The 13,999-nt window shown below is 62.8% G+C and carries 13 protein-coding genes; 10 read left to right on the top strand and 3 right to left on the bottom strand.

All coding sequences use genetic code 11. The annotated features are described in order from the left end of the window. The first annotated feature begins 12 nt into the window (after positions 1 to 12). From LQK89_RS02380 to LQK89_RS18145, 7 genes are all read left to right on the top strand, one after another. Positions 13 to 966, top strand: a complete 954-nt coding sequence (locus LQK89_RS02380) for a hypothetical protein (RefSeq protein WP_231050043.1) — start codon at positions 13 to 15, stop codon at positions 964 to 966. Positions 967 to 1,054: 88 nt separating this feature from the next. Further along, positions 1,055 to 2,446 carry a sugar transferase gene (locus tag LQK89_RS02385; protein ID WP_231050044.1) on the top strand — a complete coding sequence of 464 codons (1,392 nt, stop codon included), beginning with the start codon at positions 1,055 to 1,057 and terminating at the stop codon, positions 2,444 to 2,446. A gap of 105 nt (positions 2,447 to 2,551) precedes the next feature. Next, complete coding sequence (locus LQK89_RS02390) at positions 2,552 to 3,697, top strand: glycosyltransferase (RefSeq protein WP_231050045.1); 1,146 nt, start codon at positions 2,552 to 2,554, stop codon at positions 3,695 to 3,697. 41 nt (positions 3,698 to 3,738) lie between these two features. Next, the gene (locus tag LQK89_RS02395; RefSeq protein ID WP_231050046.1) at positions 3,739 to 4,941 is read left to right on the top strand and encodes an O-antigen ligase family protein; all 1,203 of its coding nucleotides are present in this window, start codon (positions 3,739 to 3,741) and stop codon (positions 4,939 to 4,941) included. Between the two features lie 28 nt (positions 4,942 to 4,969). Continuing rightward, positions 4,970 to 5,641 carry a glycosyltransferase gene (locus LQK89_RS02400; RefSeq protein ID WP_231050047.1) on the top strand — a complete coding sequence of 224 codons (672 nt, stop codon included), beginning with the start codon at positions 4,970 to 4,972 and terminating at the stop codon, positions 5,639 to 5,641. Between the two features lie 236 nt (positions 5,642 to 5,877). Next, complete coding sequence (locus LQK89_RS02405) at positions 5,878 to 6,165, top strand: serine O-acetyltransferase (protein ID WP_231050048.1); 288 nt, start codon at positions 5,878 to 5,880, stop codon at positions 6,163 to 6,165. Then, on the top strand, positions 6,152 to 6,994 hold the full coding sequence (locus LQK89_RS18145) for a glycosyltransferase family 2 protein (RefSeq protein WP_442874058.1): 843 nt from the start codon (positions 6,152 to 6,154) through the stop codon (positions 6,992 to 6,994). The genes LQK89_RS02405 and LQK89_RS18145 overlap by 14 nt, the downstream gene beginning before the upstream one ends. A gap of 6 nt (positions 6,995 to 7,000) precedes the next feature. Here the strand turns inward: LQK89_RS18145 and LQK89_RS02410 are convergent, their stop codons facing one another. The 3 genes from LQK89_RS02410 to LQK89_RS18100 form a co-directional block, all read right to left on the bottom strand. Beyond that, positions 7,001 to 8,239, bottom strand: coding sequence for an oligosaccharide flippase family protein (locus tag LQK89_RS02410; protein ID WP_231050049.1), 1,239 nt, complete (start codon positions 8,237 to 8,239; stop codon positions 7,001 to 7,003). 65 nt (positions 8,240 to 8,304) lie between these two features. Then, positions 8,305 to 9,150, bottom strand: a complete 846-nt coding sequence (locus tag LQK89_RS02415) for an alpha-1,2-fucosyltransferase (RefSeq protein WP_231050050.1) — start codon at positions 9,148 to 9,150, stop codon at positions 8,305 to 8,307. 808 nt (positions 9,151 to 9,958) lie between these two features. Further along, entirely contained in the window at positions 9,959 to 10,432 is a 474-nt protein-coding gene (locus tag LQK89_RS18100) for an acyltransferase (RefSeq protein ID WP_331000565.1), read from the bottom strand. A 236-nt stretch (positions 10,433 to 10,668) separates the two neighbouring features. Here LQK89_RS18100 and LQK89_RS02425 point away from each other — a divergent pair, with 236 nt between their 5' ends. The 3 genes from LQK89_RS02425 to LQK89_RS02435 are packed head-to-tail and all read left to right on the top strand — an operon-like array spanning position 10,669 to position 13,894. Beyond that, entirely contained in the window at positions 10,669 to 11,898 is a 1,230-nt protein-coding gene (locus tag LQK89_RS02425) for a glycosyltransferase family 4 protein (protein ID WP_231050051.1), read from the top strand. Further along, positions 11,895 to 12,923 carry a GDP-mannose 4,6-dehydratase gene (gmd, locus tag LQK89_RS02430; RefSeq protein WP_231050052.1) on the top strand — a complete coding sequence of 343 codons (1,029 nt, stop codon included), beginning with the start codon at positions 11,895 to 11,897 and terminating at the stop codon, positions 12,921 to 12,923. Before LQK89_RS02425 ends, gmd begins: the two co-directional genes overlap by 4 nt. Continuing rightward, entirely contained in the window at positions 12,923 to 13,894 is a 972-nt protein-coding gene (locus LQK89_RS02435; RefSeq protein ID WP_231050053.1) for a GDP-L-fucose synthase family protein, read from the top strand. Before gmd ends, LQK89_RS02435 begins: the two co-directional genes overlap by 1 nt. Positions 13,895 to 13,999 lie beyond the last annotated feature (105 nt).

Raw genomic sequence — 13,999 nt, forward strand, 5'->3', positions numbered from 1 at the left:
CCGGGGGACGACATGCGTGCAGGCCGGGGGGCCCGAGGCCTCGGCAGTGATCTGAAACGGAACACCCTGATCGGCGTCGCCGCCGTCGTGGTGCTCCTGGTCGTGGTGGACGTCGTGCTCGTCGCGATGGCGCTGGGGCGGACCGCCCCGGAGGCGGTCGGCTCACCCCGACCCGTCCCCACCTTCGGCGCGTCCTCGGACGCGACGCCGACGCCGTCGGCGTCTGCCACCCCGACACCGGACGCGTCCGCGCAGGGTGCGTCCCAGGGCCCGGCCCGCCGTCTGCTGTCCGCAGTGGACGGACGGGAGGCATGGCGTGCCTCCAGTGCGTCGTGTTCCGTCGCGCAGGTCGTGCTGGAGCACACCGTCGACGGCGGGACCACGTGGACGCCCGTCGCCCTGGGCGACGACGTGCGTGCCCTGTGGGGGATGCGCGCGACCACGGACGGACTCTCGTTGCTGGAGGCCGTCGGTGACGGCTGCGAGGCGACCGAGCGGACCTCCGTCGACGACGGCGTGACCTGGAAGGCGGCGGCAGCCGGCGCCTCGGGCGCCGGCATCACGCCGGACGGCGTGCGCCTCGGCACCACCACCGTCGCGAACCCGTGCCCGGAGCCGCTCGACGCGTTCCAGGGCACCCGCACCGCGATCGTCGTCTGCGACGGCCAGGTCGAGTGGCGCACCGGCACCGCCGCGTGGGTGGACGTGCCGCTCGGCGGCGTCCGCGGCGTCGCGGTCGACGGCAGCTCCTACACGCTCGCGCGGGTCGGGGCCTCGGCGTGCGAGGGCGTGCAGGTCGAGACCATGACCGCCATCGGTGTCACGCCGGCGACGCCGACCACCCCTGTGGGGTGCAACCCGGTGACGACCACCGGGCCGATCGCGATCGACCGGGCGGGGCAGTCCGTGTGGATGTGGGCGGGCGACACGGTCGCGGTGTCCGCGGACGGCGGCAAGACGTGGTGAGCCGGAGCACACCGTGACGGCGGAGCGGGTCCGGCCGGCAGGTGCTCCTGCGGCAACTCAGGAGTGGAGCCGCACGTACTCGCGGCGCGTGCTGGTCACGGACCTGCTCGCGGTGGTCTGGGTCGTGTTCGGGGTGCAGATCGCATGGCTCGGCTTCGACTCGAATCTCGCGACGAACACCGCGGACCTGCGCCTGAGCTACACCGGCATCTCGGTCGTCGTCATCTTCGTGTGGATGGTCGCTCTTGCGATCTACGACACCCGGGGCAGCCGGGTCATCGGGGTGGGCAGTGCCGAGTACCGCCTGGTCGCGGACTCGAGCGTGCGCGTCTTCGGGCTGCTCGCGATCGCAGCATTCCTGTTCCACGTCGACCTGGCCCGGGGCTACGTGTTGATCGCGTTCCCGGTCGGGATCCTGGTCCTGCTGCTCTCGCGCTGGATGTGGCGGCAGTGGCTCGTCGCGGAGCGCAAGCACGGCGGGTACTCCGCCCGGGTGCTGCTCGTCGGCTCGACCGCGAGCGTGCTCCACATCGGCCGTGAGCTCGCCCGCACACCCGAGGCCGGCTACCGGGTCGTGGGTGCCGCGGTGTCGAACGGGACCCGCGGTGTGCTGGACGGCTCGACGATCGAGAGCTTCGGCGGCATCGACGACGTGGCGTCGGCGCTCCAGCTGACCGGCGCCGACACCGTCGTCATCACCAGCTCCGACGACCTGCCGCCCGAGCGCGTCCGCCAGCTCAGCTGGTCGCTCGAGCCCGGCCGGCAGCACCTGGTCGTGGCGCCGAGCCTGACCGACATCGGTGGTCCGCGCATCCACACCCGACCGGTGCAGGGCCTGCCCCTGATCCACGTCGAGACCCCGACGTACTCCGGTCGCAAGCTCTACACCAAGCGCGCGTTCGACCTGGTCGGATCAGCTGCGCTCCTGCTCGTCCTGTCCCCGGTCTTGCTCGTCCTCGCGCTGCTCGTCAAGACGTCGTCGCCCGGACCCGTGTTCTTCCGGCAGGAGCGCGTCGGCCTGAACGGCTCGACCTTCCGGATGGTCAAGTTCCGCTCCATGGTCGTCGACGCCGAGGCCCGTCTGCAGGAACTCAGCACGCTCGACCGCGCCGAGGGCAACGCCGTCCTGTTCAAGATGAAGAACGACCCCCGGGTGACCCGCATCGGTGCGTTCATGCGGCGGTACAGCCTGGACGAGGTACCGCAACTGTTCAACGTCCTCGTGGGCGACATGTCCCTCGTGGGTCCGCGTCCGCCGCTCGCCCGCGAGGTCGAGCGGTACGACTCCCACGTGCACCGACGGTTCCTGGTGAAGCCGGGCATGACCGGTTTATGGCAGGTCAGTGGACGATCCAACCTGTCGTGGGAGGACTCGGTGCGGCTCGATTTGTATTACGTGGAGAACTGGTCGCTTGTGAGTGACCTTTTGATCTTGTGGAAGACCGTGAGGGCGGTGGTGTATTCAAGTGGAGCCTATTGAAACTGTCATCCTGGCCGGCTCGACGTCAGTCTGGCGCCTGCCGAAGAAGTCGACATCTGGAACTGAGGGCCGCGAATGAGACGTGTCCTACAGGTCAATGTTCGATTGAGCGAAGGCGGGGCCGGCGGAGTTGCTCGGACGCTGTTTGATGGTCTCGGCAGGGAGGGCTTTGAAGCCTCAATAGCGTACGGATATGGGCCCTCGGGTGGATCTTCACCTCTGGAAGCGGAGTACGACGCTATTCGGCTCACATCACGCCTGAGCGCAGCAGCCAACCTCGCCGCGCATCGAATTCACGGAGAGGAACTTCCTGGTCCCCTGGGCGGGCGACTGTCCGTGCTGAAGGCGGCGATCGAGAGAGTCGATCTTGTGCACCTGCATGCTGTTCACAGTTACATGCTGCCGCCCACCGGACTCATGAAGGTTCTCGAGTCCGCAGCCAAGCCGGTCGTGTGGACGATGCACGATCAGTGGTTGATGACCGGCCGATGCGCACAACCCGGCGCCTGCGAGGGATGGAGAACCGGCTGCGACCCGTGTCCCCATCCTGAGGCATATCCGTCGGCGACGCTCGATAGAGCCGCCGTCCAGTTCGCGCGGCGGCGCGACGCGTTTGCGGCGCTGAGTCAAGCAACCCCGGTCAAACTTGTCGCTTGTGCACGATGGCTTGCGGAGGAGATGAGAGAGGCAGGTTTCACGGGCGTCTCTGTCATTACGAATTCTGTTGATCCTGAATTTTGGCGCGCGAGTCAGAGCGGGACGCCAAGAACAGCGCCGAATGCTCCCACTTACCTTTTCATGAGCAGAGATCTGCGCGACCGCGCCAAAGTAGACCTTGAACTCCTCCGCGAGATATCGGAGGCCGCACCGGGCCGCGTGACCATCGTGGGTGACAACGCCCCCGAGCGCATACAAGGAGCCAAACATCTCCCCGCGGTAGCTGACCGAGGCACCATGGTTCGACTGATGAAAGAACATTCCCATCTTTTGTTCTTTTCTCGGGTGGACTATTACCCGCTCACCATAGCGGAGGCTTTGACTGCCGGGATGCACATCGTCGCCAACCCATCGAAAGCGGCATCAGAATTCGCGTCGGACGATCGAGTCATTATAGTCTCGGCCCGTGACTGGCGTTCGACTATCGCGGCTGTTGAGAGCCGGAAAATCCAGAGAACACTTCCCAACGCGCTTTTCGACCCGCAGCGGATGGTTTCTGAGTATGCCGACGTCTATCGCGAGGCACTGTCTTGACGACTAGCATCTACAACGGCTTTGTCACGACCGTTGTAGCAGTGCTGATCATCTTCCAGCACTTTCAACTGGGCGAGTTGGGCACCTATCCGATCACGATCGGCCTGTTCGCAGGGGTCGTCCTCCTCGCAGTGTCATCGAGGCGGATCTCAATGGGCGCACTTCTGGTGACGACGTCGATTGTCTGCATACCGAACGCTCTCGTCCAAATAGTCTCACCTTCGTTGCGTGGCGGATCTTCAACGTTCTTCGGGACGTTCTCTCTATTCGTACTCGCGGCCTTCATAGTGGCTCAGTATGATCCATCTACGGTACGCGCAAGATTCGCGCACGGAGCGATGAGGGGAATCCTTTTTTCGCTGAGCGTCGTCGTCCTAATTTCGGTGCTTCAGGTTGCGACGGGATCTCGAGGCAGCCTCGCATGGTTCAATCTCTTCGGGGAGCACCAATATCTGTACGAGTACAACCCTCATCTCGAATTCAACCCTATCCCTCGAGCTGCGGCTTTCTACCTTGAACCCTCATACGCGGCCTTCATAGTCGGCAGTCTCGCGGTGATGCTGATTGCGGCTAGACGACACGTCAAGACCGCATGGATTCTGGGCACTGTCGGCATGCTCACCATCCGGTCCGCGACCGGATTGCTAGTTTTTGCTCTCGTCGCGATGGTGGCGCTCCTGGCGAGCCGGAGCAAATGGAGACTACCTGCAATCGTTGGATTGGTGCTGGCAGCTGCCGTAGCTGTCCCTTACCTCTCCGGAAGGCTTGACTCAACCTTCACCACTGGATCGAGCGCTTACTACCGCCTGATAGGCCCGCTGCAAATACTTCGTGATACCCTGAATCATTATCCCTTAGGGCACCCTTTTGGTTCATTGAGGGACACCGTTGCGGATTACGGGATTCTCAACGGGGCAGCTACTGGCGACTCGCTGGATAATGGATTCTATGTATTCGTTTTCTATTTCGGTTGGATCGGGCTCGTTGGGACCGCTGCTCTCATCGCCTGGGCTCTGCGCCGAACACTGCAGGCGCAACGAACAGGGAGGACCGGTGCGGCGCTCGCTGCGGTCTGGTCCGTCGGAAGTCTGCTCTTCTCCGGCGGCGTGATGCTTCCAGAATTCGTCTTGACACTTTGGCTGTTGTTTGCAGTTGTCCACTCTTCCGCGGCCGCTGAGTCGCTGAAAGATCAGGTAGGTAAGCATGACGCAAATCTCGATCGTCACTATAACTTACAACGATGACGAAGGGCTATCGAGAACGTTCAGTTCGGTGCGAGACATCCTCGTAGACGGAGCGGACGACGTCGAGATGATCGTGATTGACGGTGCGGTCAGGGAATCCACCCAAACGCTAGCGGAAGCAATGCCCGGCCGGGTGCGTCTGATCGCCGAGCCCGACGATGGTATTTACGATGCCATGAATAAGGGCTTGGCTGCCGCGAGCGGTGAATACGTCTGGTTCCTGAACGGCGGTGATGAAGCGGTCATCTCATGGCGGAATCTGGCTTCTCTGATCGGACGTCACGAAACCTCGGTCCTGCTCGGCGACTACGTTTTAGCAGGACGCCGATTTGATGTTGCGCGTCGGAGCCGTGCACCAGGATCCATCTGGCACGCACTTCCAACCTCTCACCAAGCTATCCTCTACCCTCGGGGAGAGATCGGCGCCCTCATGTATGAGTCCAGATTCGGAATAGTCGGCGATTATGCGTTCACCGCTCGACTCTACGTCCGCGGTATCCCATTCGCAAGGGCTTTCTCGCCGCTAGCGCGATTCCATTTAGATGGAGTGTCCAGCAGCCAGGCAGTGTTGATCGGCAAGCAGGCGGGCGTCGTTCAGAGGGAAATACTCGGAGTATCTCGAGTCCGGCGTTATGCAAGTGCGGCTAGACACCAGCTGAGTCGTCAACTGCGGAGGATGATATCGGGTGAAGGGCGATGACAGCGTACGAGTCCGCAGAGGATCGTAAGGCGGAAAGAGACCTCTACGGCCCTCACGCATGGCTTCTGCAGCCGAGCTACTGGGCTCTGCGTGTCTACCGCTTTGGTCAAAGGAGCAAGGGTCGTCGCTCGATTGCATCTTTACTCGAACACGCGATCTATTTCGGCCTCTATAGTTTCGTACGATTGATCACAGGTATCGATATCCCTCGGGGCGCCGTGGTAGGGCCCCGGCTCATGATCCACCATTTCGGAGGAATCATCATTCATCCGCGAGCCGAGATCGGAAGCGACTGCGTCCTTCGGCACGGCGTCACCGTAGGCGAGCGCGTAGCAGGGGGACCTGTTCCTGTGATTGGGGATGGCGTAGTTTTCGGAGCCTACGTGCAAGTCCTGGGTTCAGTTAACGTGGGCGACAGGGCTCTCTTGGGGAGCATGAGTGTGGTGCTCGACGACGTTCCACCTGGAAGAACCGCCGTTGGAATACCGGCCCGAGTCTTGGAGCGTCGTAATGCCGCGGATTAGCGTCGTGATTCCTGCTCATAACGCCGGGGGCACCCTCAGAAGTTCCGTCAGATCGACGCTCTTTGCGCTGCCGAAGGACTCTGAGGTACTGATCTACGATGACGCGAGCACCGATGATACGCGTGACGTGGCTGATCGCTTGGCGGACCAGGACTCAAGAGTCAAAGTCTTCGTCGGCGTTGGGCGGAATATTGGAGCGGCGCGCGCCCGGAACTTGCTGATCGGAGAATCTGACAGTGAGTTTGTTGCGGCCTTGGACGCGGATGATGTGTGTTTGCCGAATCGCTTTTTGGGGTTCGAGCGCGCCATGAGAGATTTGGATCTGTTGTTCGCACCTATTGTGAGGTTCGGAGCCGGAAGACGTCTCCACGTGCCTCGACCGGCCCCGCTCTCGCCAGCCGCGCTGCCCCTGGCCCTATTCATCATCAACCCGCTGCCGCAGTCGACTATGTTGGCCCGGAGGGGTGCGCTGAACGGGTCTAAAACCTACGTTCATGGTCCCGCCGAGGATTATGAACTCTGGATGCGCCTCGCTGCTGAAGGGAGGAGAATTCGACTTGCGTCCGTGGCTAACGTGGCCTACCGGCATCATCCTTCACAAGCGACGGCAAAATCGTCCTATACGAGTCGGGTGAGTCGAAATCCAGAGCTCATACGAGCTTGGAGCGCATTGGGCGAGTCGCTCGGACTGCCGGCCGCTTGGACGGTGTCGAACGAAGAGATCTCAACAATTACCGATCAGCTCATTGCAGCTTTGCCTCGTGGGTCTGACCGTCGGCGTGTCCACAGATTGACGAAGCTTGAGTCTGCATTCCCGTTCCTCCACTGAGAAGACTCAACTTAGGCGAAGTGCCACGAGCGCAGCGAGCACAATCCATTCTGTGACGATCTGAAGTAGAACCAGCCACAGCCTGGTTGGGAGATAGCTTCTGTGCATAATTGCCAGCAGTAGTCCCTGTATCAGGGCTCCTGCCGCGAGTCCGATTACGGCACCGCTCGTGCCTGACGTGAGGGCCAGTGTTATAGCCAAGAACGGCACCAGCATCAGGACTGTCAGGTTCGCGAGCGAGTGGCGGATGTTCGCGCTGATCTGCAGCTTCCAGGAGATGTACGTACTCAACGTCAATGAAGGCAGTAGGGCGGCCATCGCGGCGACGAAAACGTCGACATGTTGCCACGCGGGTCCGAAGAAGATGCTTTGGATCAGGGGGGCTCCGAGCGAGAGCGCGATGGCGGCAGAGAAGGTCAGAGTGTGTAGCGCGGCCCAGAGCGCCCCGTTGAAGCGACGAGCCGCGGCGGGATCTCCGTCTGCATGCCTCGCGAGCCGCTCCACGAGTGCCCCGCCGAGTGAAAGTTGAATCTGAGTAATCGGACTTATTATGAGCTGGTACGACCGTGAGTATGTGGCCGCCGCGGTTGCAGGGAGGATGAGCGGAAGTACCCCGGAGTCAATTGAGCGGCTCGCGTACGAAGCAACGTTCAGGGGCAGTACACGGAGTCCGTACGCGACAGGACCCATCGCAGCTCCGCCGGAGCTCCCGTTTGCCATGTCCGAGAATGTTTCTCTCCTGGCACTCAGTGCTGCGACCAGCAATAGGCGAACCACGGACAGCAAGGTCAATTGTGTGCAGAGCACCGTGACCGAGGCATTGACTTGGGCTAGGAGTACTGTGACCACCACCGTGACAGCGGTCGCTGCGATGTCTGTAACAGCAATACGCGAGTAAGCTCGGCGTAACATTAGCTGCGCTCTTGGTGGCTGAGAAAGCGCTTGCGCTACTAAGCCGAGTACAAGGATCGCGGAATTCGCTAGGCCTGGCGGGCCGAGGGGTAGCGGAGCAAGCGTGAGCGTGGTGGCTGCTATTGCTAGGAGGCAGGCGCCTCCTGCAGCGCTCAGCGTCGCGCTCCTCCAGGCAAGCCGACGATTTGTCGCGGAATCTCCATGTACAAGAAGGAAGCCCATCGACGATAAATCGGTCGCGAGTGAGCAGATTGTGTAAACGAATGCCAGAACTGCGAACTGTGCATACGCTGAGGGCGCGATGAGTCGCGAGAGAATCGCGAAGGTCGTCAAGGACGATATCAAAAGGATTACTTGGCTAAATGGGAGCCATCCTATGGAGGTGCGGACTCTGAATCTCATGACGAGTTCGGTACTGCAATCCACTGTTGACGCTTGAGGTCCTCTGGTCGATCGAAGAACCAGGTTTCTGGAGCGGCCACTGGAACGTCGCCTGCGATTTCTGCGGCCCACCAGGAGAACGTACTGTTCGGAATGATGAGTGCACTCGCCGTGGACATGGTGAGGAGCGTGTCCAGCGGCGACCGGATGTCGTCCGATCCGACCACCTGGTCCCGCGAGACGCCAAACTCGCGTTGCACGGCTTGAACATCGTCCGTGAAGATGATTGCTTCTTGGAGCTCGCGGCCTAATTCCGAGGCTGCTCTGTGGTAGTAATCTCGATCAAGGAAGCCGAAGGAAGCGCGCGCGGAGGCTGAGGTAGCGTAGTCGCCTCGTCTAACGTGTGCGACGAGCTGTCCTTCGCGCAGCATCCCCTTGACCGCTGACGCTTGATGCGTGAGTTCTCCACGGACAATATCGGTGGGCAACTCCAGCCAAGCATGTTCCTGATAAAATCCTATATTCAAGGTGCCGGGCTCGAAATCGCTTTCTTGCGGGTGATCGCTGGCGAATTGAAATCTCACGTTGCTGAGTAACGGTGAGGTTCTCCTCTTGCCGCGCCAGTTGTAGGGCTGCCCGAGTCGATGCTCCTCCGCGCTGGTGAGGATTTTGGTGGGATTGATCAATCGCTCAAGTTCGAAGTTGCGCAGCTTGTCTCGCCCGAAGCTGGATCTCGAGAGAAGGAGCGAAAGTGACTTTTGTTGGGCAGTCTGGAAGGCCGCGCTGAGCTGGAACAGCTGATTCCCGAGACCTCCTTGGACCCATAAGACGGCGGATTCGTCGAGTCTTTTATTTCTTGGCATGGCTCAGGTCGTCTCGGCTTCGATGGTGCGTCGGATGAAAGGTCAATTCACTTCGTCAAATCGGTTCGCGACATGCACGGCTGGAATTCCGTCAATGACAGAGTTGGGCGCAAATTGCCCGCTTATTCGCGACATCGGACGGGCAAGGGAGCCATCTCCGATCACCGTGCCGCCCAGGAGCATGCATCGAGAAGTAATCCAGACTCCGTCTCCGATTGAGATTGGGCGTGTTCGCAATCCCATATCCGTGCGATGTGCGTGGGTACCGGTGGTAAGAAAGGTCTCTTGTGAGATTACGGTGTCGGAGCCTATCGTCACTCGAGCTTGATTGTGAATCCAGACGCCTTCTCCAATCCAGCTGTTCTCTCCAATCTGAAGTTTCCAGGGAAATCGTACGCGGACTCGGGGGCGCATGATCACCCCATCGCCGATGTTCGCTCCGAATCGTCGAAGCACCCAAGTTCGGAGACGAGAACTGAACTGCCAGGGGTTGTACACGAAGAGAAGCTCAGCGGCCGACCAAGCAAGCACCATTGGTAATGGGCGGTCCCAAGCTGCTCGCTCGCCCGGCGCATCGGCCAGCGAGATGATCCTGGGTTCTCGGGGGTCGGGGTGGGGCGCGACGCTCTCGGTCATCTGTTCTCCTCGTTCGATGCGGACGTCCCTGAGGTGTGCAAGCAGCACGGCAGCCATCGGCTCGCCCTGAGTGTTCGTCAGCCTAGCGCCGTCAGCGACCGCCGTTCCTTCAAGCACGCCTGGGTGTCTGCGTACCGCATCGCGAGACGAGCGCGTTGCGATCAGGCGCTGTTCAAATGAGAGCTTTTACGAGGCGCGCAGGCACCCCCGCCCACATCGTGTCCCTTGGGCAGTCGCCGCGCACGACGGCATTTGCGGCGATGACACAGCCATCACCGATTGTCACGCCGGGGAGGATTGTGGCTCGCGCGCCGATCCATACTCCTGCTCCGATCGAAACAGGAGCGTACAGAGGTGCGCCCGCCCCAGCGCGCCAGGACGAAGGGCCGATATCGTGCGTCGAAGTCAAGATGAGAACATCGGGGCCGATCGCTGCATGTGAGCCGACATCGATCTGTGCCGCCCCTTCGAATTTGACGCCTCGATTCACGAAGCAGCCCGCGGCTAACTTCACCTTCGTATTCCAAAATTGAACTCCCGGCGCGATCCCCGCAGTATCTGTGTCCAGCCCTGCGAGACGGAGGAGGCGCCAACGGTAGCTGATCGGAATTGGGAGGCGAGCGAACAACGGAATCAACCGTGACATGGGGGAAGCGTATCGTCATCAGATCGCTCGTGAGGGCCGTCGAGGATGGAATCCTCTCAATGGTCGGACCTGGGGGGGGTGTCCCGGAGGTCGTTGACGGGCCGCGACCACGAACGGGCGCCTCGCACACTTGGGGCTGCTTGACCTGACCCAGTTCAAGGCCAGGAGGGGTCGGAACTCATCGCAACTGTTATGTTTAGTCGGTGACGACCCCCTTGTCGGTTCTGCTGATCGGCATGAACTACACCCCCGAGACCACTGGGATCGCACCGTATTCGGCGGGTCTGGCTGAGGAGCTCGCTCGCCGCGGCTTCCGCGTGCGGGCCCTGAGCGCGCACCCCCACTACCCGCAGTGGCGGTTCAATGGCGAGCCGCCCCGTCGGTCTCGTGAGTCGCATGCTGGTGTGGTCGTCGAGCGGTTCCGTCACCGTCTTCCCTCGAAGCCGGGCGGATTGTCGCGTGCAGTGTCCGAAATCTCCTTCGGACTCGCGTCGTCGCTGACTCGGCTTGGCCGGCCGGACGCCATCGTGCTCGTATCGCCCGCGCTCTTGTCCAGTGCGATCGCGTTCCTCCGTGCGCGGCTCGGCCGACGGGCTCCTGTCGTCGTCTGGGTACAGGACCTGTACTCCCTCGGCCTGCGGGAGCTTGGTGAACGGCCGGGTCGCCTAGCGCGGGCGGTCGCGGCGCTCGAGGGATGGTTGCTCAGGAGAGCGGATGCGGTCGTTGTGATCCACGAGCGTTTCCGTGACACGGTCGTCCAGGAGCTTGGTGTCGCTCCGAGTGCCGTGGCAGTCGTGCGCAACTGGTCGCACCTCGAGGATCGCGAACCCGTCGATCGGGCGGCGGCACGAGCGGAACTCGGCTGGACCGACGACGAATTCGTCGTCCTCCACGCAGGCAACATGGGGGTCAAGCAGGGGCTCGAGAACGTCGTCGAGGCGGCGAAGCTCGCTGCCGCAAGTGGCAGTCAGGTCCGCTTCGTGCTCCTCGGCGATGGGAACCAACGCCGCGACCTCGAGCGGGCCGCCGCGGATGTCCTCTCGTTGCAGATGCTCGGATCTCTCCCCGATGCTGAGTTCCGCCGCGCCCTCGCGGCCGCGGATGCGCTGCTCGTCAACGAGAAGCCAGGCGTCGCTGGGATGGCGGTCCCGAGCAAGCTCACCTCCTACTTCAGCACTGGCCTTCCCGTCCTGGCAGCGACGGACGCGGGGAGCGTCACTGAGAGCGAAGTGCTCCTTTCCGGCGGTGGCGTCTCCGTCGCGGCTGGCGACCCGCGGGCGCTGCTCGAAGCGGCTGAGGCACTCTCAAGCGACCCGGAGCGGGCTGCAGAGCTGGGCCTCGCCGGTCAGCGCTTCCGTCGGGAACGCTTGTCCAGCCACGCCTCGTTCAACACTTATGCTCAACTTCTGCAGGGGCTGGCGCGGGGACGTCGGACTGCTACCTCCACGGGATCGGGAAACGATTGACGAAGCGCGCACTCATCACGGGCATCACCGGGCAGGACGGGTCGTATCTGGCCGAGCTGCTGCTCCGCAAGGGGTACGAGGTGCACGGGCTCATCCGCCGTGCCTCGACCTTCAACACCTCGCGGATCGACCACCTGTACGTCGACCCGCACAATCCGGATGCGAAGCTCTTTCTGCACTACGGCGACCTCGGCGACGGCGCACGGCTCGTCAGCCTGCTCGGCGAGCTGAAGCCGGACGAGGTCTACAACCTCGCCGCGCAGTCCCACGTGCGTGTCTCGTTCGACGAGCCGGAGCACACCGGGGACGTCACGGGGGTCGGCTCGATGCGCATGCTCGAGGCCGTCCGGATGTCCGGCATCCACACGCGCTTCTACCAAGCGTCGTCGTCCGAAATGTTCGGCGCAACCCCGCCGCCGCAGAACGAGGAGACGCCGTTCTGGCCGCGCTCCCCGTACGGCGCCGCGAAGGTCTACAGCTACTGGGTGACCCGGAACTACCGCGAGGCGTACGGCATGTTCGCCGTGAACGGCATCCTCTTCAACCACGAGTCCCCGCGCCGCGGTGAGACGTTCGTCACGCGCAAGATCACCCGTGCGGTGGCGCGGATCAAGGCCGGGCTCGAGGACCACGTGTACCTCGGCAACCTCGACTCGGTGCGTGACTGGGGCTACGCCGCGGAGTACGTCGAAGGCATGTGGCGGATGCTGCAGGTCGACGAGCCGGACGACTTCGTGCTCGCCACCGGGGGCAACTTCACGGTCAAGGACTTCCTGTCAACGGCGTTCTCGCACGCCGGGCTGAACTGGGAGGACCACGTCCGGTTCGACGAGCGCTACCTGCGCCCGAGCGAGGTGGACGCCCTCGTCGGGGACGCGTCGAAGGCCAAGGAGAAGCTCGGCTGGGAGGCTACGGTCGACACGGCGGAGCTCGCCCGGATCATGGTCGACGCCGACATCGAGGCGCTCGACCACGAGGGCCGTCCGTGGATCGACACCGTGAAGCTCGCGAGCTGGGAGTCCTGATGACCGAGACCTCCTTTACCCCCGGGCCGCTCGATCGATCCGACCGCGTCTACATCGCCGGCCACCGCGGGCTCGTGGGCTCCGCGGTGCAGCGGAAGTTCGAGACCGAGGGCTTCACTGACCTGGTGAGCCGGACGTCCGCCGAGCTGGACCTGAAGGACCGCGCCGCGGTGTTCGACTTCTTCGCGCAGGAGCGCCCGAAGCACGTCGTGCTGGCGGCTGCGAAGGTCGGCGGGATCCTCGCGAACAACACCTACCCGCACGACTTCCTCAGCGAGAACCTGCAGATCCAGGTGAACGTCATGGACGCTGCCGTCGAGCACGGTGTCGAGCGCCTGGTGTTCCTCGGGTCGTCGTGCATCTACCCGAAGCTCGCCGACCAGCCGATCCACGAGGACGCCCTGCTGACCGGCCATCTCGAGCCGACGAACGACGCGTACGCGATCGCGAAGATCGCGGGGATCCTGCAGGTGCAGGCCGTACGCCGACAGCATGGGTTGCCGTGGATCTCGGCGATGCCGACGAACCTGTACGGACCCGGCGACAATTTCTCGCCGACGGGGTCGCACGTCCTGCCCGCCTTGATCCGTCGCTACGACGAAGCGGTTCGGGACGGCCTAGGCCGGGTGGAGAACTGGGGCACGGGGACACCGCGCCGCGAGTTCCTGCACGTCGACGACATGGCCGCCGCGGTGTTCCACCTGATCGAGCACTACGACGGTCCTGACCAGGTCAACGTCGGCACCGGATCAGACGTGACCATCCGCGAGATCGCCGAGACCATCGCCAAGGTCGTCGGGTTCGAGGGCGAGACCGTGTGGGACACGTCGAAGCCCGACGGCACGCCGCAGAAGCTGCTCGACGTGTCGAAGCTCGCCGAGGCCGGCTGGACCGCGCAGATCGGGCTCGAGGACGGCCTGCGCAGCACGATCGACTGGTTCCACGAGAACGCCGACTCGATCCGTCAGTGACGGGAAGCGGACATGAGGGACCATAGGATTGCCCTCATGTCCGACCTGCCCGAGTCGCGACGCACTGCTGTACGCCGGGGGAACAGGGCCCGGACCGTGCTGTGG

The sequence above is a fragment of the Curtobacterium sp. C1 genome, from assembly GCF_021049325.1.
In the GTDB taxonomy this organism is placed as follows: Bacteria; Actinomycetota; Actinomycetes; order Actinomycetales; family Microbacteriaceae; genus Curtobacterium; species Curtobacterium citreum.

Coding starts and splice junctions, on each gene's coding strand:
- LQK89_RS18100 (WP_331000565.1), bottom strand. CDS start 10,432: ATGTCACGGTTGATTCCGTTGTTCGCTCGCCTCCCAATTCCGATCAGC.
- LQK89_RS02435 (WP_231050053.1), top strand. CDS start 12,923: ATGACCGAGACCTCCTTTACCCCCGGGCCGCTCGATCGATCCGACCGC.
- LQK89_RS02425 (WP_231050051.1), top strand. CDS start 10,669: ATGAACTACACCCCCGAGACCACTGGGATCGCACCGTATTCGGCGGGT.
- LQK89_RS02405 (WP_231050048.1), top strand. CDS start 5,878: ATGATCCACCATTTCGGAGGAATCATCATTCATCCGCGAGCCGAGATC.
- LQK89_RS02380 (WP_231050043.1), top strand. CDS start 13: ATGCGTGCAGGCCGGGGGGCCCGAGGCCTCGGCAGTGATCTGAAACGG.
- LQK89_RS02415 (WP_231050050.1), bottom strand. CDS start 9,150: ATGCCAAGAAATAAAAGACTCGACGAATCCGCCGTCTTATGGGTCCAA.
- LQK89_RS18145 (WP_442874058.1), top strand. CDS start 6,152: ATGCCGCGGATTAGCGTCGTGATTCCTGCTCATAACGCCGGGGGCACC.